The sequence below is a fragment of the Oceanobacillus sp. CFH 90083 genome, assembly GCF_009389585.1.
Taxonomy (GTDB): Bacteria; Bacillota; Bacilli; order Bacillales; family Amphibacillaceae; genus Oceanobacillus.
In genome coordinates, this window is sequence record NZ_VIYG01000026.1 from 1 (window position 1) to 23,784 (window position 23,784).

Genomic DNA, 23,784 nt, shown 5'->3' on the forward strand with positions numbered 1-23,784 from the left:
ATATTGATTTTCCTTATATTGTACAAACGCTAAAAGATAGTGATTATCAAGGCTGGATCATGATTGAGGAAGAGACAGAAGAGGCCGCGGATGATCCGAATAAGGTAATTTTAAATGTTGGGAAATATGTCGGGGAAAAACTAAAGCCGATTGTAAATTAGTTTAAATTATAGTACGAGGAGGACTAAAAATGAAACGGAAAATCAATTATTTTATAGTTTTAATATCAATTTTTACTATATTTTTAGCAGCATGTAATGGCGATTCGGATGCTTCATCTGAATCAGGGGAAGCATCCAATTATCCCTCGAGAAACATCGAAGTATTAGTTGGCCATGGCGCTGGTGGAGGAACGGATTTGTTTGCAAGAGCTGTTGTGAATGAACTGGAAGATATTCTGGATGTTAATATTAATGTTGTTAACCAGGAAGGTGGGGCAGGTGTAGTAGCTTTACAGAATGCATATAATGCTCCTTCTGATGGATATACATTAATTGCTGATGCGGCTTTTTCTATAACAACTGCTGCAGGTACAAATGCATATGGTTTAGATGATTTTACTCCAATTGCCCGCTTCCAAAATGATACTTATGCATTATGGGTGAATGCAGAAGATTTCTCCTCTATTGAAGAATTTATAGAAGCTGTTGAAGAAAATCCGGGACAGGTGACAGTAGGTGGAACAGGGTCATTAGGTATGGATGAAATGACTGTATTTATGTTAGAGCAGGCTGCCGACATGGACTTAAACTTTGTTCCAATGGAAGGAGCAGGAGAAATGCATGCTGGAGTGCTTGGTGGGCATTTAGATGCCATGGTTGATGAGTTTGGTCCAACGAAGTCATTGGCAGATGATGGTTCAATTGTTCCATTGGTAGTATTTTCTGAAGAAAGAATTGATGAGTTTCCAGATGTACCAACTACCGTAGAATTAGGGTGGGACTTAACTGATGGTAATGAACGAGCTTTCTATATTAAAAGTGATACTGATCCTGAAATTATTGAAATATTAGAAAATGCAATGAAAGAGGCATATGAGTCTGAAGACTATAAAAGGTATGAAGAGGATAACTATTTACATTTAAGAGATGGATGGTTAAATTCAGCAGACTTTGAAGAGAGAACAGAAGAACTAATAGAAAAATATCAAGTGATTATGGATGAGCTTCAACAATAACTTAAATTGGAGGGGGTTCATTCCTTCTCTTGCGTTTAATTAAAGGGAGTGAGAAAGTATGGCTTCTTATAAAAAAGATTATATATTTTATGGAATTGTAATTTTGTTTGCGATTTTCTTTTTAGCAGCTACCACACAAATCCATTCTGCAAATAATACAGCTACTTTAGGTCCAAAGTTTTGGCCGATGATGATTTTAATAATGATGCTGGTTTTTGCTTTTATGGGAATTATTAAAACTTTTATAACTCATAAGAGAATCGTGAATGGTAATATGACTTGGACTGAGGAGTCTGAAGAGCCTGAGAGAAGACTGTTTAATATACCTTTAAGTTTAATATCTATGTCTTCAATTATGCTTTACGCATTAGGTATATTCTTTATTGGTTTTATCCTCTCAACAATTATATTTTTATTTGTACTGATTCAATTGTTGGGTGGGAAAAAGAAATTATTATTATTGATCCTCTCAATAGTAATAACAGGAGTATGTGTATTGCTGTTCTCAAATGTTCTGTCGATTCCGCTTCCACGTGGAATAGGAATATTTAGAGAGTTAAGTTTCTTGTTTTATTAACATAGTAAATCCATTCAATTTCGAATTTGTAAAATATATTAACAACAACCGTTTAAGTCAAGGAGGGAGAATATGCTAGAGTACTTATGGATAGGGATATTAAATGTTGTAACTGAACCAATGAACTTATTAATGTTATTTCTGTCCATTGTTATAGGTTATATAGGCGGCGCAATACCAGGGTTAAGTGGAACGATGTTAATTGTTATTTTATTACCAGTTACATATTCTTTTGAACCAGCTGCAGCTTTTATATTACTCACAGGGATTTATTCGGTTACAGCATTATCTGGTGCCTTCGGATCGATATTACTTCGTACGCCAGGAACACCAGAAGCGATCTTTACCACTTATGATGGGTACCCCATGGCACAACAGGGATATGCCGGACGCGCATTAGGAATTACCATTATCAGTGCTGTTATTGGTAGTTTATTTGGAGTTTTTTGCTTAATTACTCTAACACCATTGCTTGCTAATGTAGCTTTATCATTTTCATCACCTGAATATTTTGCTTTAGCCTTCATGGGATTGACAGTTGTAGCATCATTAAGCGGAAAAGACATTTTGAAGGGGTTAATAGGAGTTTTATTTGGCTTGATGATTGCAACGGTGGGAATGGATGCCTTAACAGGAACTTTACGATATACCTTTAATTATACACCATTAACATCAGGTATTGAATTAATTCCCGTAATTACTGGACTCTTTGCATTATCTGAGTTTATTAAACGAAGTACAGAATCTCATAATTTAGGAAATGCTATAAAAGTAGTAAAGACGAAACTTTTTGAAAGAGAGATATTTAAGAAAATCAGAGGGACAATTGCAGGTACATCAGTAATAGGAATGTTTATTGGGATTTTGCCGGGTGTTGGAGCTACAACGGCTGCAATGTTGGCATATAGTGAAACAGTTCGTTGGTCTAAAAAAGAGGAAAAAGACACTTTTGGTAAAGGAAATCCAAAAGGGATCGCTGCATCAGAAGCAGCTAGTAACTCTGCAGGTATCGGTACATTAGTTCCGTTACTATCGCTGGGAATACCAGGAGGGGCGACAGCTGCAATTTTAATTGGAGCATTTATACTTCATGGAATGCAACCTGGCCCAATGTTATTCAATTCAGATCCAATTCTAATGTATACCATTTTTGCAGGTCTGTTAATTTCTAATATTTTGATGTTATTTCTATCAACTCCATTCATAAAAATATTCGAGAAAATAATCAAGGTTCCATACTCTGTTTTAGGTCCATTAATTGTTGTGCTTTGTTTAATTGGAACGTATACGCTAAGAAATAGTTTCTTTGACGTTATTATAATGGTGATTTTCGGTATTATTGGATATCTACTTGAAAGATTTAAATTTCCATTAGCTACAATTATTTTGGGGGTTGTTTTAGGGCCGATTGCAGAAAGTCAATTCCGGCGTTCCGTTCAAATGTCTGATGGTGATTTTTCGATATTTTTCACTCGGCCAATTAGTTTAACGTTAATTGTAGTCTCTATTATTATGTTGTTTTTACCAATAATTATGAAATATATAAGAGACAGAAAAGTTAATAAGGTCGATAACTCTGCTTGAAAATAAGTATATAAAATATAACTTTTTACTATATATTGGAGGAATTTAAATGAGTAAACCACGAGTTGGATTATTATATGGAGATGCAGCAGGAGTAGGGCCAGAAATTGTTGCAAAAGCAATGACAAGTAACGAAATCTTAGAACAGGCAACTTGGATTTTAATAGGGGATGAAAGAATTTTTCAAAGAGGTGCTGAGGTAGCGGGTAATAAAATAGATTATCAAAAAGTGGATTCGATTGATGAGGTGGATGCTGATAAGGGCAATTTATGGCTGATTGATTTAGAATCTACTGATCCTGAAGATGTTGAATACGGTGTTTTATCTGCTGAATCAGGAAAAGCTGCAGGAGATAATTTAGTGTATGCTCTTAGTTTAGCTAGAGATGAAAAGTTAGATGGCTTATCTTACGGTTCCATGAATAAAAGTGCATTGTACCAGGGCGGATATGAATTTAAGGATGATATCCATTTAGTAGCTTCTGTATTTGAGTTAGAGTCAGGTTTTAGTGAAGTAAATGTAATGAACGATGTATGGTTTACTCGTGTAACGTCACATGTACCTTTAAAAGAAGTGGCAGAAAACATTACAAAAGAAAGTGTGCTAAATAGTATTTATTTTGCGAATGATATTGTTTCAAAAGCAGGTATCAAGCCGAAAATAGCAATTGCTGGTTTAAACCCGCATGCGGGAGACAATGGTCTATTAGGTGATGAAGAGAATGATATTATTATTCCGGCGATTGAAGAAGCTAAGAAAAATGGTGTTGATGCACATGGGCCATACCCGGCAGACACAATGTTTCTGAGGTTAGAAAAAGAATCATTTAATACCCTTCTTGCTATGTATCATGATCAGGCTCAAATAGGAATGAAGACATTAGGTTTTAGTAAAGGTATCACAATTAGTGGGGGATTACCAATCGTGATTACAACTCCAGCCCATGGGACAGCATTTGATATTGCTGGTAAAGGAATTGCGGATTCGAATGCTTTGGAAGAGTCATTAAAACTATGTGTGAAGTTAATTAATAACGGTTATAAATAATAGCTATTATACTTTGTAAATCTCTCTTTTAAGGAGAGAGGTTTACAACATAAAAGAACACAGTAGAAAATCTTATTAATAAAGTAAAGCATGCAGTTACAAAAGAGTAATGTGTAGGTAGAGTTTTTTCTTGGTCTTTAGAAAAGGAATTACAGTTTATTAATAAAATTAGTAGATAAATATATCTGAAGGAGCAGGGTGATATGCCTAAAGAAAGAAGATTATCGAGAATATTTTCAAAGAATGGAAAAACGATTATCCTTGCACTTGATGCTTATTATTTTTCTCTTAAGGTAGATGGAATTGATAAAACAGTAAAACTTCTCCCTAAGTTAGCAGAACATGGTTTAAATGCGGTTATTACTACTTACGGTATGGCAAAAATGTATATGAACTCCTTTGTTGATTTCGGAATGATTATTCGCGCTGATATTTCGAGTGAAATATTTGAAAACAATGTTCCAAGAACATCACAGCTTTTATCTGTTGAAGATGCGGTGAAGTTAGGTGCTGATGGCGTAATGACAATGACCTTCCCAGGGTCAGAGAATGAAATGAATTCACATCAAATAGCGTGGAATATTGCAAGAGAATCAGAAATTTGGAATGTGCCATATTTTTGTGAAACGTTACCTTATAGCTACCATATCACTTTACCAGAGTCTAATCAGACCAAATTTATTGCAGCTGCATCAAGAGTAGGAACGGAACTGGGAGCGGATGTTATCAAGACAAGATTAACCGGGACTGATGAGGATTCTGAAATTATTCAATCCGCTCAAAAACCGGTATTAGTTTTAGGAGGACCAGAAACAAAAGATATTCTTGCGTATTTTAAGTATGTTTATCACTGTATGGAGGCGGGAGCTAAGGGAGTTGCAGTTGGAAGGAAAATCACCTTGGATCCTAATCCGGTTGGTGTAGTGGCGGGACTAAATGCTATTATTCATCTTGAACAAACTCCGGAAGAAGCATTAGATATTTATCACAGTATAATAAGTCGATAAAACGCTTCATTTGAAATGGTAATCGTAACTGAAACTATTTCACTGATAAGTAAATAGAAGTTCATTTCTTGATTTAATTCATATAACTAAATCATGAGAGGAGAAAGTGTCATGAGTAAGAAAGTAATTAATCATCCAAATAATGCTGTGCAAGAAACGATTGATGGATTTGTAATGGCGAATAAGCATTCCTATAAAAAGCTTGAAAATCATACAGGAATTGTGTACAAAAATTTAAAAAATAAAGTAGGCGTACTGGTAGGTGGTGGAAGTGGTCATGAACCTTTGTTTTTAGGCTTAATAGGAGAAGGGTTAGCTGATGGAGTTGCTTTAGGAAATTTATTTGCCGCACCAACTCCAGATACAATTACAGAAGTTGCAAAAACAATTCACGCTGGTCAAGGAGTTATATTTGTTTATGGTAATTATAGTGGAGATGTTTTGAACTTTGACATGGCAGCTGAGTTGTTAGAAATGGAAGGAATGAAGGTTGAGACGGTACGAGTAAGTGATGATATAGCCTCTGCTCCTGCAGAACGAAAAGAAGAACGCAGAGGAATTGCTGGAGATATGTTTGTAATTAAGATTGCAGGTGCGGCTGCTGAACAAAGGATGGCTTTGGAAGAAGTTGTACGGGTAACAAGGAAAGCGAATGATAATACGTTTTCAATGGGAGTTGCTCTCTCACCAGGAACGATTCCGGGTGAAACAGAACCCAATTTCACTCTTGATGAGGATGAAATAGAACTTGGTTTAGGAATACATGGTGAACCAGGAGTAGAAAAAAAGAAAATGATGCCTGCGGATGAACTAGTCGATATTATGATGGAAAGAATCTTGGATGAGAGTACAATTACCAAAGGCAGCGAAGTTTGCGTTTTAATTAACGGATTAGGTTCTACAACATTGATGGAATTATTGATTGTTAATAGAAGAGTAGGAGAAATTTTAGAGGAGAAAGAAATAACTATATATGCTATGGATGCCAATAGTTATTGTACAACGCAGGAAATGGCAGGATTCTCCATTACGCTCTTTCAGTTAGATGATGAATTAAAAGCATTATATGATGTTCCGGCAATAGCTCCTTATTATAAAAAATTATAATATATCCTGAATTATTCAACGAAAAAGCTTAATAACTTGCAATCCCTTATCTACTGTGTGCTGCAGCAGATAAATAATGCATTAAATAATGAAACAGAACCCTTTTCTGATAAGGTACAAAGGATCCGCACCGAAAAGAAAGGGTTCTTATAATGACTGCTTTATTTTAAATAATATTTGATTTCAACCATAAAATAAAATTATCCAACGATAGAGGTAAACCTTCCCCTGATACCATATTTTTTCCTATAAAAACACTTTTATCTTCATCAGATAACTCATCTCCCAAAATATAGTTCTCGAAAAACTCCAGAGAAAAATAATTTAATAGTTATTTTGTTGAATCCTTCAAGAAGCGATCTTCTCTATAATTATTTTTACAAATAATATTTTCGATTATTTTTACTTTTTCTTGTTTGTTTTTAATAAGAAAATATAACTTTTTGATGAAGAGATTATAGAGATAGGAGGCTGAATCTTAATTCTGATCGAAAAAAACTAATTTCTTATATACCAGATAAGATAAAGATATGCCAGTATTACGCGTTAATAAAATGACATAGTCTCCGATCGATATATTCTGTGTGATTATTTTGCCTAAACAGATTCATTGATATTCGTACCCAATTTACCTGAATTAAATTGAATATATGGAGTCGGTTGTTTCGTGATTCAAGTTCGCTTACTTAAAATGAGCCACTTGAGGTTTAGAGGGCAGCATTGTCATGGTTCTTGCCCATATTACCTGTGTCCGTGTTAGTGAATTTTTATGCTAGATGGAAAAGCAAGCCTTTAAAGCTCTTTCACGAAAAGGTAAATTAGTATAAATTATAATATAATCATCAATAAAAAACAATTATTATTGGGTGTTTCGATAAAAAATAAAAATAATATTGACAAATCGAAAATAAATGATAATATTTACTTAAGGATTTTGCAACCGATTTCAAATTTCTATTTTAAAGTTGCATCTTTTTTACAAAACAGGGGGACTGCAAATGAGTATTAAATTTGGTTGTCATACATCAACTTGGGAACTGGATTATGATAAAGAGACAGATTATTTAGACGATGTAATGGATACCGTACATAAGGCTGGATTTCAAGGGATAGACGTGCAGGTTGCCATGCTGGGGAGATATCAAAATAATCCTGAAAAGCTGAAGCAGGCACTAGATGAAAGAGGTCTTTATTTAGCCGCATTAACTGTTCCCTTTACCTGGGCAAATGATGAAGAAACAAAAGAAGAAAAAAAACGCGCAGACTACTATATTAACTATTTAACACATTTTCCGGGAGCGGTGATGAATCTTCCATCACGTGTCGGACCTAATAGAGACAATCTTTTAAAGCGGCAAAAGCAAATTATTGCTTGTGCGAATGCTGTGGGGAAAAGAGCATATGAAAAAAGAGTGCAAGCTTCCTTTCATCCAGCTTCACCTGAAACGTCTTATTTCCGAACAAAGCAGGATTACGATGTTTTGTTTGAACTGCTGGACAAGACATATATGAGTTATACTCCTGACGCAGGACATATCAAAGCCGGAGGAATGCTTCCGGAAGAAATAATTAAAGATAATCTTTCTATTATCAAGCATGTACACTTCAAGGATTGTTCTGACAAATATGAGTGGAAGGAAATGGGCACTGGGGATATTGATTTTCCTTATATTGTACAAACGCTGAAGGATAATGGCTATCAAGGCTGGATAATGATTGAAGAGGAGACGAAAGAAGCTGCGGAAGATCCGAATAAGGTAATTTTAAATGTTGGGAAATATGTGGAACAAAAACTGAAACCGATTGCAAATGGAGTTGAGAAGAATGACTAATCGATTTGTTCCTTCTTTGCTGATTCCGGAAATTTTCTTTCCGGTAAAAGATAAAGCAGGGTTTACGGCAGATATTATTAATCAATTATCGGAAGAAGGCTTTTATCGCTCTTTTGAAATTGGAGATGTATCTCAATCTTCTGAGAGAAAGCAAATTTTGAGCTTAGCAAAAGCAAATAATTATGAAATAACACAGTGGCTTACTTTCATCATTGATAAAAATGGACTAGATGTTTCTTCCTTAGATTCTAAATTAAGAAGAGAGACAGTGAAACAATTGAAAGAAAGTCTTTATGGAGCTGCTGAGTGCGGGGCTTCAAATATCGCTTTTGTAACTGGAGAAGATCCGGGTGCTGTGCGGCGTAAAGATGCCATTGAAGGATTATATGAAAGCATATGTGAACTTTGTGAAGAGGCTGCTATATACAATATGAATGTTTTAGTAGAGCCATTGGATCGAGATACACACAAGAAACGAATAGTGGGACCGACAAATGAGGCTGTGGAATTAATTAATCGTGTAGAAAAGCAATTTGAAAATATTGGATTAGCTTTTGATACGGCGCATGCCGCTTTAAATGGAGAAGATATTCATGAAGCTCTAGAAACAGCAAAGCATGAAACGCATCAAATTCACTTTTCTAATGCAGTTCTGAATAAGGAAGATAGCTTATATGGTGATAATCATATGCCTGTTGGGGAACCAGGATTTCTGACAGGTGATAAAATTACTTCTATTTTAAGGAAAGCGGTTGAGCTGGAGATTAGAAAAGAACAAGGCTTGCGCGTGGCTGTAGAAGTACGAGGAAGAGACACAGTGAATTATATGAATAATGAAAAAATAATTACGGGTATATTGAAAAAATCATTAAATAATTTTCATCATTAAAAATATGGAGGCTTGGAAATGAAAAAAGTATTAGTATCGCTGTTTTTGATATTAAGTGTTATTTTGGCAGCTTGTGGATCTGGAAACGGAGCAGAAGGTGGAGAGGGGAGTTCTGGTTCTGGAGATCAAATAGTTATGAGAGCTGGTACGGGTGCAAATCAGGAGCACTCAACATATTTAGGTTTAGAAAAGTTTAAAGAGATTGTTGAAGAGAAATCTGATGGAAGTATTGAAGTTGAAGTTTATCATAGTGGACAATTAGGTGATGATCGTGAGATGGCAGAAGCTGTGCAATTAGGGTCTCAAGAAGTTGTAGTGGCATCAGATGCGAATTTGTCACCATTTGTATCAGAAGTAAACGTATTAGGGTTTCCATTTCTTTTTCCAACGAGAGAAGTTGCTCATGAAGTCTTAGACGGAGAGGCAGGACAAGCAATTTTAGATAAGTTTGATGAGAAGAATATGGTAGGGCTGGCATATTGGGAGAATGGATTCCGAAATATTACAAATAGCAGACAGCCAATTGAAAGTGTAGAAGATTTAAGTGGTTTAAAATTAAGAACGATGTCGAGTGATTTGCATATTGATGTTTTTGCTGAATTAGGTGCAAATCCAACACCAATGGCATTTACGGAACTTTATACTGGATTACAACAAGGAACTGTAGACGGGCAAGAAAATCCAAATCCATTAATTTATCAACAAAAATTTCATGATGTGCAAGATTACCTTTCAGAAACACGGCATGTATATACACCATATCTATTCCTTGTAAGTAAAGGGTTTTATGATGAGTTATCGGATGAACATAAGCAAATAATAGAAGAAGCTGCACTTGAAGCGGGGGAATATCAACGTGAAGAGAACCATAAACAAGATCAAGAAGCATTAGAAAGTTTAGTAGAAGAAGGTATTGAAGTTAACGAAGTATCAGAAGAAGTTAGAAATGAAATGCAAACTATTATTGAGCCGCTTCTTGAAGATTATAGTCAGGAAATTGGAGAAGATATTGTGAATCAAATATACGAAGCTGTAGAAGAAGCAAGTTAATGACCTTTGTTTAGGGAGATTTTTAAAGAATAGGATTAAGTTATAAAACTCTCCCTTTATACCATTGGATTTATTAGGCGGAAGGGGGAGGTAATTTGAAAATAATAAAGTCGATTAACAACTATCTAGAAGAAGTAATATTAGTAATGTTATCAATTTTAATGGTTTCTGTAACTTTTCTACAAGTAGTCATGCGTACATTTGGAAATTCATTATCATGGTCTGAAGAGTTAGCACGGTTTACTTTTATCTGGATGGTTTATATTGGTATTGCTTATGGAGTTAAAAAAATGAAACATATATCCATTGATGCTTTGTTACTCCTGTTTAAAGGTAAGTATAAATTGATTTTGCCAATAGTATCCAATGTCTTTTTTATTGCTTTTAGCATAGTTATTATAATTTATGGCTATGAAGTTTCTTCTATACTTTTAGGATTTGGACAAACTTCAGCAGCGCTTGGTATACCTATAGGCTTTGTCTATCTTGCTACTCCGGTTGGGTTTGGGTTAACTTTAATCCGTTTAATACAAAATCTAATTATACAAATAAAAGATTTTATTAATTTTGATCAATTACCAAACGATAAAAAGCAAGAAATAACTAAACAATCGATTTCTTAGGGGGTGTAAGATTAATGACAATAGCAGTCTTGTTTGGAAGTTTTGCCATTTTTTTATTACTAACCATTCCGATTGGTATTGCACTAGGGTTATCAACATTGATAACAATTTTATATTCGAGTAGTGTTCCTATAGATTTTTTAGCAAGAGAATTGATAACTTCTTTGGACTCTTTTCCATTATTAGCGGTGCCTTTTTTTATCCTAGCTGGAGAGGTAATGGGAAAAGGGGGAATTTCTAAAAGAATATTTGCTTTTGCAAATTCTTTGGTGGGTAATAAAACAGGTGGGTTTGCAATCGCAACAATTATAACTTGTATGTTTTTTGCTGCAATTTCCGGATCTGGTCCTGCAACAGTTGCGGCAATAGGAAGTGTTATGATCCCAGCAATGGTAAGTAATGGATATGATAAACGATTTGCAGCAGCAGTTGTAGCTGCAGCAGGATCAATCGGTGTAATCATTCCACCAAGTATTCCAATGATAATGTTTGGTGTTACTGGTTCTACATCAATTGGTGATCTTTTCATAGCAGGGATTATTCCAGGGATCATGGTTGGTTTAGCGATGATGGTTTGGGCATACATTTACTCACGGAAAAAAGGTTATCAAGGAATAGATGAGCCCACATCTATTAAAAAGATTGGAAAAACACTGTGGGATGCTAAGTGGGCAATGATGATGCCTGTAATTATCTTAGGAGGAATATATAGTGGATTATTTACCCCAACAGAATCTGCTGTAATTGCGGTGGTATTTGGGTTAATTGTCAGCTTGTTTGTGTATAAAGAATTAAGTATAAAAGATTTGCCAAAAGTATTTTGTGATTCTGCGCTAACAACAGGTATTGTTCTTATTATAGTTGGAACTGCAACTGCATTTGGAAGATTTTTAACAATTGAACAGATCCCTAATAAGATTGCACAGGCAATGATTTCAGTTTCAGAAAGTCCTGTAATAATAATGATGATGATTGCGATTTTCTTACTAATTGTAGGGTGTTTTATGGATACAACTGCAGCGATTATCATTTTAACACCAATTTTATTACCAGTTGCATTACAGATTGGATATGACCCTATTCATTTTGGGATTATTATGGTTGTAAACTTAGCAATTGGATTTATTACACCCCCATTAGGAGTCAACCTATTTGTTGCTTCGGGAATAACTGGTTATTCTGTTGGCGTATTATCAAAAGCTGTATTACCATTTCTAGTTGCGATGCTATTAACATTGATACTTTTAATTTTAGTTCCACAAATTTCATTAATATTAGTAAACTAAATTGAGGTGGTTTAAATGGGAAAATTTAAAGTTGTTATTACAGATTATGAATTTGATACAATTCAACCAGAAATTGAAATCTTAGAAAAAGCAGGAGCGGAAGTAGTGGCTGTACAATGCAAAACAGAAGAAGAAGTTATAGAAGTGGCTAAAGATGCGGATGGTATTATCAATCAATATGCTCCTGTCACAAGAAAAGTTATTGAAAGCTTAGAAAATTGTAAAATAATTGCTAGATATGGTATTGGTTTCGATACAATTGACGTTGATGCAGCAACAGATAATAAAATATTGGTTACAAACGTTACGGATTATTGTTTAGATGAAGTTTCAGATCATGCCTTTGCTTTATTGATTAGTTCAAATAGAAAGTTAGTAGAATTAAATAATGCTGTAAAGAGTGGAACTTGGGACTTTAATATTTCCAAACCTATTTTTAGACTACGTGGAAGCGTACTAGGTCTAGCGGGATTAGGGAATATAGCACAATATTTAGCTAAAAAAGCACAAGCTTTCGGAATGAAAGTAGTTGCTTATGATCCTTTTATTCCAGTTGAAGTTGCAAAGAGTCTAGATATTGAGTTATTGGAATTAAATGAGGTTTGCAAAGCTGCTGATTATCTTTCGGTACATACTCCGTTGAACAAGCATACAAAGGGTTTAATCAGTACAGAGCAATTTCAGAATATGAAAAGTAATGCAGTTATTATTAATACTGCACGTGGTCCAATTATTGATGAAAAGGCACTTATTGAAGCTTTGGAGCAAAAAGAAATAGCTGGAGCTGCATTAGATGTAGTAGAAGTTGAGCCGATTGAACAAGATAACCCATTAGTAAAGATGGATAACGTTATCTTAAATCCACATGTGTCGTTCTATTCAGATTCATCCGAGCTTGATTTGAAGAAAAAGACAGCACAAAATGTTGCGGATGTTTTAGAAGGATTTTTCCCAAAATATGTAGTTAATAAAGATTTAAAAGCGGAGCTACGTTTTCAGGAAAGATAATGGAGGCTGGACGATGATGATTAAATTCAAAGGTATTATCCCTCCTGTTTCAATTATTTTAAATGAACAAGGCAAGCTGGATACAAAAGGGATGGCGTTGGTTATAGATCATTTAATAGATGCTGGTGTCGATGGGCTGTTCTTTCTGGGAAGCGGTGGAGAGTTCACGCAAATGTCTGCAGCAGAAAGAAAAGAAGTTGCAGAATTTACCACGAACTATGTAAATAAAAGAGTGCCGGTACTGATAGGGACGGGCAGCTCAAATACAAGAGAAGCTATTTTATTAAGTAAACATGCGGAAGAAATTGGAGCAGATGGTATTGTTGTTATTAATCCTTATTACTGGCAGCTGACGGAAGTGAATTTATTACACCATTTCGGTGACATTGCTAACTCTGTTCAATTACCTGTTCTTTTATATAATTTTCCGAATCTAACTGGACAGGATTTGAGCCCGGAACTTGTTTTGGAACTGGCTAATCAACATGACAATATTGTGGGTATTAAAGAAACGGTCGAATCCGTATCGCATATCCGTGATATTATCTTTACGGTGAAGGCAGAGCATAAAGATTTCTGTGTATTTTCGGGTTTCGATGATCATTTGTTGAATACGCTTACTCTTGGAGGTGATGGGGCAATATGTGCAAGTGCAAATTTTGCTCCAGAAGTAGCTATAGGAACTTATCAGGCATATGTTGCAAAGGATTTTGAGAAAGCCATTGAACTACATCGAACGCTGGCATTGCTTCCGACCATATATAAGCTAGATTCACCATTTATCAATGTGGTCAAAGAAGCAATGAAGTTAAGAGGTTTGGATATTTCGACACATGTACTGCCGCCAAGCGGAAAATTAAGTGAAGAAAAAGTGAAGGAATTAGCATCTATATTGAAATCTGTTAAATTATTATAATCTACAAATCTCTCTTCTTTAAAAAGCTGAGAGAGGTTTGTAAATCGATACATAAAAGAACACAAGGGAGTGAATTCTTTTGAAAAAAGTAATCAACAACCCAAGTAATGTAGTAAAAGAAATGTTGGAAGGAATTATGATTGCCCATCAGGAAAGTTTTCAAAAAGTTGATGGTGTTAATGGCATTATAAAGAAAGAATTAAAAGATAAAGTTGCGATTGTTACTGGTGGAGGAAGTGGTCACGAACCTCTTTTCTTTGGAGTTGTTGGAGACGGGCTGGCCGATGGAGTGGCAGTTGGAAATGTGTTTGCAGCTCCTACACCAGATACTGTTCAAGCAGTAGCGAAAGCAGTAGATTCTGGCAAAGGTGTTCTATTCATATATGGGAACTATGCGGGGGATGTGCTCAATTTCGATATGGCGGCGGAGTTACTTGAATTTGATGATGTGACAACAACAACGGTAAAAGTGACAGATGATGTTGTATCTGCTCCTGTAGAGAGAAAAGAAGACCGTCGCGGAATTGCTGGAGATTTGTTTGTGATTAAGGTGGCAGGAGCTGCTGCTGAGAGAGGTCTTTCTTTAGAAGAAGTAACAGCAGCAACACAAAAAGCAAATGAACATACTTATTCGATTGGTGTAGCGCTGTCACCAGGGACTATTCCTGATTCTGGTGAACCTACTTTTACATTAGCAGATGATGAAATTGAATTAGGGATGGGGATTCATGGAGAACCAGGAATGGAACGAACCAAATTAATGCCTGCCGATGAACTCACAGACAAATTGTTAGAGAAATTATTAGATGAGAGTAAACTGACATCTGATGATGAAGTTTGTGTGTTAATTAATGGTCTTGGTTCAACTACTTTAATGGAACTATTTATCGTTAATCGGAGAGTAGCGCAAATATTAGATGAAAAAGGAATCCATATACACGATATTGATGTTAATAACTATTGTACGACACAAGAAATGGGTGGCTTTTCGATTACATTATTGAAATTGGATAGTGAATTGAAAGCATATTATGATGCGCCTGCAAATGCACCGTATTATAAAAAATAATGCTATCTAAATTAGTAGGAGGAATGAAATATGACAATGGAAGCAAGCGTTACTGCTTTAGATGCTGCACAAGTGAGAGAAATGATTCTTTATGCAGGAGAGAAAATTAAAGAAAACAAGCCATTCTTGACAAAAGTGGACAGTGCCATTGGTGATGGAGATCATGGTATTGGCATGTCTGTCGGTTTTACAAAGGTAGAAGAGAACCTGAAGGACAAAGAATTTACTACCATTAACGAGGTGTTTAAAACTACTGGAATGTCGATGGTTCAGTCTATGGGAGGAGCGTCAGGTGTTATTTTTGGCACGATGTTTCTCGGAGGAGTTAAAAATCTGAAGCAGAAAACGGAATTAGATGCAGATGTACTTGCCAAAATCTTTGAAGCATCTTTACAGGCAATTAAAGAGCGAGGGAAAGCGAGTCTTGGTGATAAAACAATGATTGATGCATTAGAGCCTGCTGTCAATGGATTAAAAGAGAGTGCTTCTAATTCTGCTGCGCTTTTAGAAGCTTTAAAAAAAGCGGAAGAAAATGCCGCAGAAGGTGTAGAAAATTCTAAGGAATACATTGCAAAATTTGGAAGAGCAAAATCATTAGGAGAAAGAGCCGTTGGTCATCAGGATGCTGGAGCTACAAGTGTGTGGATTATCTTCAAATCGATGCGAGAATGGTTAGAACAAGCAAGTAAATAGAATTAGATGATGTTAAAGAGGCATTTCAGTTGAGTGTCTCTTTAATAATATAAGTATTTAGATTAAATAGATGAATAGAAGGGAAGAAAAATAATGACAAATACAACAGTATCGACAGAGCAATTATCCATTAACACAATTCGCACACTATCCATTGATGCCATTGAAAAAGCAAATTCGGGGCATCCGGGTCTGCCTATGGGAGCAGCACCAATGGCTTACACGCTTTGGACAGAATTTATGAAACATCATCCCAAAAGCTCGAAGTGGTTTAACCGGGATCGTTTTGTCCTATCGGCTGGTCATGGTTCCATGCTTTTGTATAGCTTGCTTCATTTATCTGGCTATGACTTATCGTTAAATGATATCAAAGGTTTTCGTCAGTGGAATTCCAAAACTCCAGGTCATCCGGAAGCACATCATACTGACGGCGTAGAAACAACGACAGGCCCACTTGGGCAAGGTGTTGCAACTGCAGTGGGAATGGCGATAGCAGAGGCGCATTTAGCAGAAACGTATAATAAATCTGATTTTCCAGTTGTTGATCACTATACATACGCACTTGTAGGTGATGGAGATTTAATGGAAGGAATTTCTCATGAGACTGCTTCTTTGGCCGGACATCTTGGATTAGGGAAATTAGTTGTCTTGTATGATTCCAATGATATTTCGCTAGATGGTGATTTAGACAGATCCTTTTCAGAGAATGTACAGGAACGTTTTCAAAGCTACGGATGGGAAGTTATTCGGGTGGAAGACGGCAATGATATACGTGCATTAAGAACAGCGATGGAAGCGGCTAAGCAAAATACAGAGCAGCCGACATTGATTGAAGTTAAAACAGTAATTGGATATGGATCGCCAAACAAATCTGGATCGTCTTCTTCGCATGGAGCTCCACTTGGCAAAGAAGAAACAAAACTGACGAAAGAAAATTATAAATGGGAATATGACGCTTTTCATGTTCCAGAACAAGTATACGAAGATTTTAAAAATAAAGTCGTGGAAAAAGGCGCAAAAGCAGAAAGCGATTGGCAGGAGCTGCTTCAAGCTTATATAGATAAATACCCGGAAGAAGGGAAGCAATTACAATCAGCGATAAAGGGAGAGCTTCCTGATAATTGGGCTGAGAATCTTCCTGTCTATGAAACGGGTTCTTCTCTTGCAACGCGAGCTTCATCTGGTGAAGTTTTAAATGCCATTGCGAAGAATGTGCCTAATTTTATTGGAGGAAGTGCGGATTTAGCGGGCTCTAATAAAACAACAATAAAGGATGGATCTGATTTTTCAAAGGCTGATTATGGCGGGAGAAATATTTGGTTTGGCGTTCGTGAATTTGCGATGGCGGCAGCACTTAATGGAATGGCGCTCCATGGAGGATTAAAGGTATTTGGCGGTACATTCTTTGTGTTTAGTGATTATTTACGACCTGCAGTAAGACTGTCGTCTTTAATGAAATTGCCGGTGACATATGTCTGGACGCATGATTCTATTGCAGTGGGTGAGGATGGCCCAACCCATGAACCAGTGGAGCATCTGGCTTCATTCCGGGCAATGCCCGGGTTGTCTTTGATTAGACCTGCGGATGGAAATGAAACGCAGGCAGCATGGAGGTTGGCTCTGGAATCAACGGATCAGCCAACGGCTCTAGTGTTATCTCGTCAAAATCTGCCAACCTTACCAGGAACACAAGAAAGTGCTTATGAAGGTGTTAAGAAAGGTGCTTATGTTGTTAGCGATGCTTCTCAAGATGAACCTGACGCTATCCTGTTAGCTTCCGGCTCTGAGGTGCAATTGGCTGTAGAGGCTCAAAAAGCTTTACGTGACAGAAATATAGATGTTTCCGTGGTAAGTATGCCATCATGGGATCGTTTTGAAGCACAAGCATCGTCCTATCAGGAAAGTGTTCTGCTGCCAAACGTGAAAAAACGGGTTGCAATTGAAATGGCATCCTCCTTTGGCTGGGATCGTTATGTCGGTGAGCATGGGGAAATTATTGGGATAGATACGTTTGGAGCTTCTGGAAATGGAAATAAGTTAATCGAAGAATACGGCTTCAGTGTTGAAAATATTGTAGCAAAGGTAGAGAGATTATTTGCTTAGAGGCCGCAGCAAGTTTGTTATAAGCTAATCCCTATGTAACCAGCGTTAACCAAACTCATTATATCCTCGTCTGTTAAGAATCGCGTGCGAATCGACTCTAATAGATAGAGGATATTTCATTTACTTTTTATTATGTCTGAAAATATGCATGCAAAGCTTATAACAAAGAAGTCTTATTATCCAAAATGAAATTATCAATCACTTTCATTTATTATTTTATTTATTCACTTTATGATATAATACAATATATATAACTATAGACTAATCAGGGACAGGAATAGATACTTTTTTGCGAGGATGACGGATGATGAAAATGTTTGTTACGGAAAGAAGAAACAAGATAATGGAACTTCTGCATGATAAGCAGCGGCTGACTGTAAAAGAATTGTCGGATCAGATTGGTGTGTCTGAAGCAACCTTGCGTACGGATTTAAATAAAATGGAGAAGAACGGTCTGTTAACTCGTACTCATGGCGGGGCGATGTTGAACCAGCAGAGTGAAGTTGACTATGATACGAGTTTTTCTGTACGTGAAAAAAGAAACCGTAAAGAAAAATCATTGATCGCTAAGGAAGCTTTTCAGCTCATTGAAGAAAAGCAATGTATCCTGCTGGATGCCAGCTCAACAGCTTTGGAATTAGCACGTTACCTAAATGAAAAAATGATTCGGCTGACAGTGGTAACAAGCGGGATTCAAACAGCGTTGGAATTAAAGGATAACCCGAATATTACGGTTATTTTAATTGGCGGGGTGGTGACAAAAGGCTCTACGACAATGGAGGGAACACTTGGTGTGGAGCTGTTAGATAAGCTTCATATTGATATTTTGTTTACCTCTGCCAATGGCTTCTCAGTGGAAAATGGTTTGACGGATTTTAATTTATATGAGGTGGAGTTAAAAAAGCATATGGTTAATAAAGCGCAGAAAATTGTTGCTGTCATTGATCATTCTAAAATTGGGGTTACCTCCAGTGCTCCATTTGCAAGAACTAATCAGATCGATGTACTTATTACAAACGATTCCATTGATTCGGGTACGGAGCGGATTCTGGTAGATCATAATATCCAGGTGATTTCAGCTTTATAAAGTGAAACTTCATTCAATGGGGTTCTGGGTGCTGGTACCACAAGGTATGCAACTAAAGGTATGATCAAAAAACGGCCATCTAAAAGTCTTTGAACCAATCAGATCGTTACTGGCTGCGCCCGGCTTTCGATTTTTCTCTATCCTTGTTGAAGTGGAAGTATTGCAGCCGGGCGGACTGATTACGCTGTGATGGAATTAGTAATATAAATTTTAATGAAAAGCACTGTACAAAAATAATTTTCGTACAGTGCTTTTATTCGTAAATGTGCTGGTGGAGCTTTTAGCACGAGCTTTTTGCTGCATCTTTGAAATTTTGGTCAAGGAACTGGCTCTCTTTGTCTACAATTTGGTCAACCTTACGCTGGGAGCTGCCGGACCATGCTACATTTAAATAAGCTGCAACTACTTTTTTAGCTGATTCCGGCCCAATAACTTGAGCTCCCAGTGCGATGATTTGAGCGTTATTACTTAATTGAGCGCGTTCTGCAGAGTACGTATCATGCGTTGTGGCTGCACGGATCCCTGGATATTTGTTAGCTGCAATCGCAACGCCAAGACCAGTTCCGCAAACAAGAATCCCGCGTTCTATTTTTTTCTCGCTGACTGCTTCTGCTACATTAAAAGCAATATCAGGATAGTCAACAGCATCGCTGGAATGAGCGCCAAAGTCCACTACTTCATGATCTGTTTCTTCTATAAACTTCTTTAACGTTTCTTTTAATTCATATCCGTTGTGATCTGCACCAATACCAATTTTCATTATGCAAATGCCTCCCGTATATTTAAATATTTAATCTACTTTCATTATATACTTATAATTTTCTTTTATCAACTTTTATTTTCGTTTTTAATTAATTTGATAACAAATGAAAATTAATGTGCATACTTAAGGAAAGTATCTCTACTTCGGCAGCGTGCAGTTATACGGAAGATAGGATTCTTTTCGTAAGGTATATATTATTTAAATATACGAAGGCTTTAAAGTTTTTTATTGCTTTTTATCAAGTTGATATTTTATTTCGTTTATTTTCATTTTGATTTTACTTGTTTTACAATATGCAGAATTTGCTTATAATTTGCAGGATCATGGCCAAATCGACCGATAAAGACGCCATCTACATCATTATGAGTAGTAATTTCATAAACATTATCTTTGCTTACGGAACCGCCATAAATAATGCGGATAGCTTCTGCTGCTTCTGCGCTATAAGCTTCCTTGACAATCTCGCGGATGATTTCGTGTGTCTGATGTACGTATGCTGCATCAGCTGCTTCGGCTTGTCCGATTGCCCAAACTGGTTCATAAGCCAGGATAACCTTTTCGATAAGTGCTGCATCTACTTCGCCAAAGGAAGTGAGGATTTGCTCCTTCAACACTTGCTTTCGACCTGATTTGTTATCCAGACGCTCTCTTTCCCCAATACATAAAACAGGAGTCAGTCCTTTTTCCAGAGTTAGTTTTGTTTTTAAATGAATCATATCCAGTGTTTCGTGAAAAATACTTTGTCGCTCTGCATGGCCAATTTCGATATGCGTTCCACCCATATCGATGATGGATTCAATAGAAACCTCTCCTGTATAAGCTCCGTTTTCATATGGAGAAATATTTTGTGCGCCAAAAGCAATCTCAGATCCTTTTAAAACTTGTGCGACAGGATACATGACCCCTAAAGAGGGGAAGACAAATTTTTCTACTTCTTTTTCATCTTCGGTAACATCTGCTAAGGCTTTTACTAATTCTGTTGCTTTATCAATGGTGTTGACATATGTTTTGTAGCTGATTCCAACAACTGGTTTTCTCATACGATTATTCCCACTTTCCCTTTTGAATGCGTTACCATTTTGTCTGGCATCATTTTATTTTCCTCCTTGGATAGACGTTTTTATTATCAGCTTCCAAGAAATTGCAAGTCCGCTGGAGGTAAACGGATTTGGATCTTGAAAATAACATCACCCCTTTCAAGAAATTTTAAAGCGTAGCAGTATAAATGAATGGTTTGGTGCTTTTTAAATTATTGTACCAATATCATTTGAAATGATCAGATGCGAAAAACATGCTCAATCCTTCCTTCTGCTTTTTTTGAAAAGCAGATAATCATAAACATCCTGCATCTCTTCCGGTGTGAGTGTTGCCATATCACGCAGCATCGCTTCTGCAGCAGGGTTTTTCTTTTGAATGCGTTTAACAAATTCATTTTCTTGTTTTGTCTCTCTGCATTCAGGTGCTTCTGCCCTGCCTAACAGGTAGTCTGTTGTAACCTTCAAAATATCTGCGATTGCTATTAATTCACTATCTTTGATCGGGCGGTCACCAGACTCGATTCTGTTCATGACACTGACATTAATATGTACACGCTTCGCCAGTTCTTTTTGTGTCCAATTCTTTTGGAGGCGTAATTGTATAATTCGTTGACCGGTATGCATGGTGCACCTCTTGATTTCTATTTTAGAAATTAATTATAGCATATAATGTAGAATGAAAAATAATTACAGGTATTAAGAAGCTGTTTTAATATGCATGGGAAAGATAGTCTTTTGAAAAGCTGGGGAAGGTAGATAGTCCATTTAGCAAAAAATAGAAACAGAAGGCGCTATAAGGTGGCATCTAGATTATATAGAAAAAGAATGGTTTTTAGGCATATATATCTAATTATATACCCGGAAATTATAAAAAAAATGGGTTATTTAACTATTTTAAAAAATATTACAAAATAAAAGATTTAGAATATAAACTTATTATCAAGAAAGAAATAGCTACATATTGCAAAAAAATAAATGTGTCATCCCTATCATACAAGGATTTTTTTGGAAAGGAATAATTTAGAAGAAGAATGTCTTCTATAAGGAAATATAATTCATTATTCAAGAAAATTAATCTAATAGGTATGGGTAATTTGATATGATGGAAAAAGTTTTTTATATAATCATAAGGTCTAATAGCTTGATTTTATATCAAACTAGAATGAAAATTAGGTATATTTAGTCGGGTGTAAATAATTGGTGCTAAACGCCAGGAAATAGCTATAAAAGTGTATTCTAGTAATGTTTGAAGGTTTAGAAAATATAGGTTTCCTCTAAAAAGAAAAAATAATTATAAATTAAGGTTAAAAGTCCCGGGGTTCACATAGTGTATAAAATTTGTATAGAATGTTTTTAATTAGAAAAAGATTTATATGCTTTTTGCTAATTATAATTTTCGTTTGATAGTTTGATAGATGGAGTAATGATTTTAATTACATCTGGCAATTTTAAATTAATTTTAAAAGGACTTAAAAAAGCTCTATGTATTTTTAATATAGATTAATTTAAAAAGTTAATTTATTTAAAAAGCTTGTGATTATTTAGATGCTTTTGACAGGTCTTTTTTATTTCTATCAATGTTATCACTATCAACATCAACGAAAATTATCTAAAGCTTCGTATTTTAGCTAATATACATACATTAATTCGAAATTGATTCAGTCATCTTAGAAATTAGCTAAACGACATAACTATATGACATAAGGAGGCGTTTCATTTCAGGTTATAGTGCATAGCAGGTTTATTTCGTTGTTGTTCGGTGGTTATAGAAGGTGGATTAGAAAAGAAGAAATGGAAGGGTTGAGAATTTGAGTAAAAAGAATTTTGATTATAAGCGTAAGATGCAAGCGAAGAAAGTAAGTCGAAAGAACAAGATGAGAAAAGTTTTTGCTACTTCAGCGGCAGCTTCTTTATTAGCTTTTAATACATTACCTGCTGCTGCAAGTGCAAATGCTGGAAATGCTTTAACAAATCCTAACATTACTGCATCAGCTGCTATTGCAAATGTTGCTCCATTTGCTAGTTTAGCGGAGGTACAACTATTATCTGATGTTAATGTAGATGCGACTTTAACTGATTCAGAAGATCCTAATTTCTACAATTTAGCTCTGAATCTATCTGGAAATGCTACCGGTGTTCAAGCTATTGACCCAGAAAAGAATATTATTTTCTATGCAGATGAACTTGCTGGTAAATTATCCCCGAATGGAACGGCTACTGTTCAATTAGATTTACTGCCATTAAACCTTGAGCAAGATTTGCCAGGGGTTTATAACCTTGTTGGAACTGTAACAGAAGGGCTGAGTTCAACGGTACAAGAAATAGTAAATCTTGTTAATCTTAATCCTCTTTGGACAGTAAACGGCTTAGAAGAGTTAACTGCTTCATTAGATGTTGTGAATAATCTTAATGTAGCTCTGCAAGATTTAACATCTTACTCGGATGAAGTTGAAGTGACTGTTGGTCCAAATGGAGAACTTGTTGTCAACATATCAAATGGACTTGGTCAATATTTGGAAACAGCGATACAGGATCTTGTAGTACAAGCACTTAACGAAATTATCGACGCGATTAATAACTTAAGTATTTCTGGACCGGGGTCCAGTGTAGTTAATCCACTTCTTGATACATTAAGTGGATTGGTAACAACTGTTGTACAACCAGCTATTAATGATCTTGGAGATGGAGTTATTGATATTGCTAATGTACTTGCAAGTGCACAAGTACTGGGTACAACAAATGTAAGCCTAAATGCCTTGGTAGATAATCCAGCAGGTGTTTCAGGAGATGTAGATGTTTATGGTGCTGGAGTGCAGACTGCTGCAATTGATTTACAGCTACTGACTAGCCTTGAATCTAGTGATGTAATTACATTTGATGAGGATTCCGATTCAGACAGTGACTCTGATTCAGACAGCGACTCTGATT

Annotated in this window: 21 protein-coding genes; 18 read left to right on the forward strand and 3 right to left on the reverse strand. The window is 36.0% G+C overall.

Features of this window, described 5'->3' with window-relative positions; all coding sequences use genetic code 11:
• Positions 1-190: 190 nt before the first annotated feature.
• The 17 genes from FLK20_RS20550 to FLK20_RS20625 all read left to right on the forward strand — a co-directional run bounded on the left by FLK20_RS20550 (position 191) and on the right by FLK20_RS20625 (position 19,056).
• On the forward strand, positions 191-1,177 hold the full coding sequence (locus FLK20_RS20550) for a tripartite tricarboxylate transporter substrate binding protein (protein WP_152658474.1): 987 nt from the start codon (positions 191-193) through the stop codon (positions 1,175-1,177).
• A gap of 58 nt (positions 1,178-1,235) precedes the next feature.
• Positions 1,236-1,754: a tripartite tricarboxylate transporter TctB family protein gene (locus FLK20_RS20555; protein WP_152658475.1), complete on the forward strand. Its 519-nt coding sequence runs from the start codon at positions 1,236-1,238 to the stop codon at positions 1,752-1,754.
• Positions 1,755-1,826: 72 nt separating this feature from the next.
• Positions 1,827-3,338, forward strand: coding sequence for a tripartite tricarboxylate transporter permease (locus FLK20_RS20560; protein ID WP_152658476.1), 1,512 nt, complete (start codon positions 1,827-1,829; stop codon positions 3,336-3,338).
• Positions 3,339-3,387: 49 nt separating this feature from the next.
• Positions 3,388-4,386, forward strand: coding sequence for a PdxA family dehydrogenase (locus FLK20_RS20565; RefSeq protein WP_152658477.1), 999 nt, complete (start codon positions 3,388-3,390; stop codon positions 4,384-4,386).
• A gap of 203 nt (positions 4,387-4,589) precedes the next feature.
• Positions 4,590-5,393, forward strand: a complete 804-nt coding sequence (locus FLK20_RS20570; protein WP_152658478.1) for a class I fructose-bisphosphate aldolase — start codon at positions 4,590-4,592, stop codon at positions 5,391-5,393.
• 111 nt (positions 5,394-5,504) lie between these two features.
• Entirely contained in the window at positions 5,505-6,500 is a 996-nt protein-coding gene (locus FLK20_RS20575) for a dihydroxyacetone kinase subunit DhaK (RefSeq protein WP_152658479.1), read from the forward strand.
• A gap of 998 nt (positions 6,501-7,498) precedes the next feature.
• Positions 7,499-8,332: a sugar phosphate isomerase/epimerase family protein gene (locus FLK20_RS20580; protein WP_152658480.1), complete on the forward strand. Its 834-nt coding sequence runs from the start codon at positions 7,499-7,501 to the stop codon at positions 8,330-8,332.
• Entirely contained in the window at positions 8,325-9,221 is an 897-nt protein-coding gene (locus tag FLK20_RS20585) for a sugar phosphate isomerase/epimerase family protein (RefSeq protein ID WP_194165711.1), read from the forward strand. Before FLK20_RS20580 ends, FLK20_RS20585 begins: the two co-directional genes overlap by 8 nt.
• Positions 9,222-9,239: 18 nt before the next feature.
• On the forward strand, positions 9,240-10,271 hold the full coding sequence (locus FLK20_RS20590) for a TRAP transporter substrate-binding protein (RefSeq protein WP_152658482.1): 1,032 nt from the start codon (positions 9,240-9,242) through the stop codon (positions 10,269-10,271).
• Positions 10,272-10,366: 95 nt separating this feature from the next.
• A complete protein-coding gene (locus FLK20_RS20595; RefSeq protein ID WP_152658483.1) occupies positions 10,367-10,894 on the forward strand; it encodes a TRAP transporter small permease in 528 nt (175 codons plus the stop codon).
• 14 nt (positions 10,895-10,908) lie between these two features.
• On the forward strand, positions 10,909-12,180 hold the full coding sequence (locus tag FLK20_RS20600) for a TRAP transporter large permease (protein WP_152658484.1): 1,272 nt from the start codon (positions 10,909-10,911) through the stop codon (positions 12,178-12,180).
• Between the two features lie 15 nt (positions 12,181-12,195).
• Positions 12,196-13,188: a C-terminal binding protein gene (locus FLK20_RS20605; RefSeq protein ID WP_152658485.1), complete on the forward strand. Its 993-nt coding sequence runs from the start codon at positions 12,196-12,198 to the stop codon at positions 13,186-13,188.
• A 13-nt stretch (positions 13,189-13,201) separates the two neighbouring features.
• Positions 13,202-14,104, forward strand: coding sequence for a dihydrodipicolinate synthase family protein (locus FLK20_RS20610; RefSeq protein ID WP_370453223.1), 903 nt, complete (start codon positions 13,202-13,204; stop codon positions 14,102-14,104).
• Between the two features lie 79 nt (positions 14,105-14,183).
• A complete protein-coding gene (locus FLK20_RS22045) occupies positions 14,184-15,173 on the forward strand; it encodes a dihydroxyacetone kinase subunit DhaK (protein WP_227995235.1) in 990 nt (329 codons plus the stop codon).
• A gap of 30 nt (positions 15,174-15,203) precedes the next feature.
• Complete coding sequence (gene dhaL, locus FLK20_RS22050; protein WP_227995236.1) at positions 15,204-15,866, forward strand: dihydroxyacetone kinase subunit DhaL; 663 nt, start codon at positions 15,204-15,206, stop codon at positions 15,864-15,866.
• Between the two features lie 93 nt (positions 15,867-15,959).
• On the forward strand, positions 15,960-17,969 hold the full coding sequence (gene tkt / locus FLK20_RS20620; protein ID WP_152658486.1) for a transketolase: 2,010 nt from the start codon (positions 15,960-15,962) through the stop codon (positions 17,967-17,969).
• Positions 17,970-18,276: 307 nt separating this feature from the next.
• On the forward strand, positions 18,277-19,056 hold the full coding sequence (locus tag FLK20_RS20625; RefSeq protein WP_152658487.1) for a DeoR/GlpR family DNA-binding transcription regulator: 780 nt from the start codon (positions 18,277-18,279) through the stop codon (positions 19,054-19,056).
• 280 nt (positions 19,057-19,336) lie between these two features.
• On the opposite strand, the gene rpiB is transcribed toward FLK20_RS20625, so the two are convergent.
• The 3 genes from rpiB to FLK20_RS20640 form a co-directional block, all read right to left on the reverse strand.
• Entirely contained in the window at positions 19,337-19,816 is a 480-nt protein-coding gene (gene rpiB / locus FLK20_RS20630; RefSeq protein WP_152658488.1) for a ribose 5-phosphate isomerase B, read from the reverse strand.
• A 269-nt stretch (positions 19,817-20,085) separates the two neighbouring features.
• Positions 20,086-20,859 (reverse strand): triose-phosphate isomerase, encoded by a 774-nt coding sequence (tpiA, locus tag FLK20_RS20635; protein ID WP_152658489.1) that lies wholly within the window; start codon positions 20,857-20,859, stop codon positions 20,086-20,088.
• Between the two features lie 255 nt (positions 20,860-21,114).
• A complete protein-coding gene (locus FLK20_RS20640) occupies positions 21,115-21,480 on the reverse strand; it encodes a helix-turn-helix domain-containing protein (protein WP_152658490.1) in 366 nt (121 codons plus the stop codon).
• Positions 21,481-22,664: 1,184 nt separating this feature from the next.
• On the opposite strand from FLK20_RS20640, the gene FLK20_RS20645 reads away from it, so the two are divergent.
• Positions 22,665-23,784: adhesive domain-containing protein (locus tag FLK20_RS20645; protein ID WP_370453224.1), on the forward strand; the 1,120-nt coding region annotated here is incomplete at its 3' end.

Bases quoted from the DNA above. Each gene is read 5' to 3' on its own strand.
- FLK20_RS20580 (WP_152658480.1), top strand. From the start codon at position 7,499: ATGAGTATTAAATTTGGTTGTCATACATCAACTTGGGAACTGGATTAT.
- FLK20_RS20590 (WP_152658482.1), top strand. From the start codon at position 9,240: ATGAAAAAAGTATTAGTATCGCTGTTTTTGATATTAAGTGTTATTTTG.
- dhaL (WP_227995236.1), top strand. From the start codon at position 15,204: ATGACAATGGAAGCAAGCGTTACTGCTTTAGATGCTGCACAAGTGAGA.
- FLK20_RS20585 (WP_194165711.1), top strand. From the start codon at position 8,325: ATGACTAATCGATTTGTTCCTTCTTTGCTGATTCCGGAAATTTTCTTT.
- rpiB (WP_152658488.1), bottom strand. From the start codon at position 19,816: ATGAAAATTGGTATTGGTGCAGATCACAACGGATATGAATTAAAAGAA.
- FLK20_RS20550 (WP_152658474.1), top strand. From the start codon at position 191: ATGAAACGGAAAATCAATTATTTTATAGTTTTAATATCAATTTTTACT.
- FLK20_RS20555 (WP_152658475.1), top strand. From the start codon at position 1,236: ATGGCTTCTTATAAAAAAGATTATATATTTTATGGAATTGTAATTTTG.
- FLK20_RS20625 (WP_152658487.1), top strand. From the start codon at position 18,277: ATGAAAATGTTTGTTACGGAAAGAAGAAACAAGATAATGGAACTTCTG.
- FLK20_RS20640 (WP_152658490.1), bottom strand. From the start codon at position 21,480: ATGCATACCGGTCAACGAATTATACAATTACGCCTCCAAAAGAATTGG.
- FLK20_RS20600 (WP_152658484.1), top strand. From the start codon at position 10,909: ATGACAATAGCAGTCTTGTTTGGAAGTTTTGCCATTTTTTTATTACTA.
- FLK20_RS20560 (WP_152658476.1), top strand. From the start codon at position 1,827: ATGCTAGAGTACTTATGGATAGGGATATTAAATGTTGTAACTGAACCA.
- tpiA (WP_152658489.1), bottom strand. From the start codon at position 20,859: ATGAGAAAACCAGTTGTTGGAATCAGCTACAAAACATATGTCAACACC.
- FLK20_RS20565 (WP_152658477.1), top strand. From the start codon at position 3,388: ATGAGTAAACCACGAGTTGGATTATTATATGGAGATGCAGCAGGAGTA.
- FLK20_RS20575 (WP_152658479.1), top strand. From the start codon at position 5,505: ATGAGTAAGAAAGTAATTAATCATCCAAATAATGCTGTGCAAGAAACG.
- FLK20_RS20570 (WP_152658478.1), top strand. From the start codon at position 4,590: ATGCCTAAAGAAAGAAGATTATCGAGAATATTTTCAAAGAATGGAAAA.
- FLK20_RS20610 (WP_370453223.1), top strand. From the start codon at position 13,202: ATGATGATTAAATTCAAAGGTATTATCCCTCCTGTTTCAATTATTTTA.
- tkt (WP_152658486.1), top strand. From the start codon at position 15,960: ATGACAAATACAACAGTATCGACAGAGCAATTATCCATTAACACAATT.
- FLK20_RS20605 (WP_152658485.1), top strand. From the start codon at position 12,196: ATGGGAAAATTTAAAGTTGTTATTACAGATTATGAATTTGATACAATT.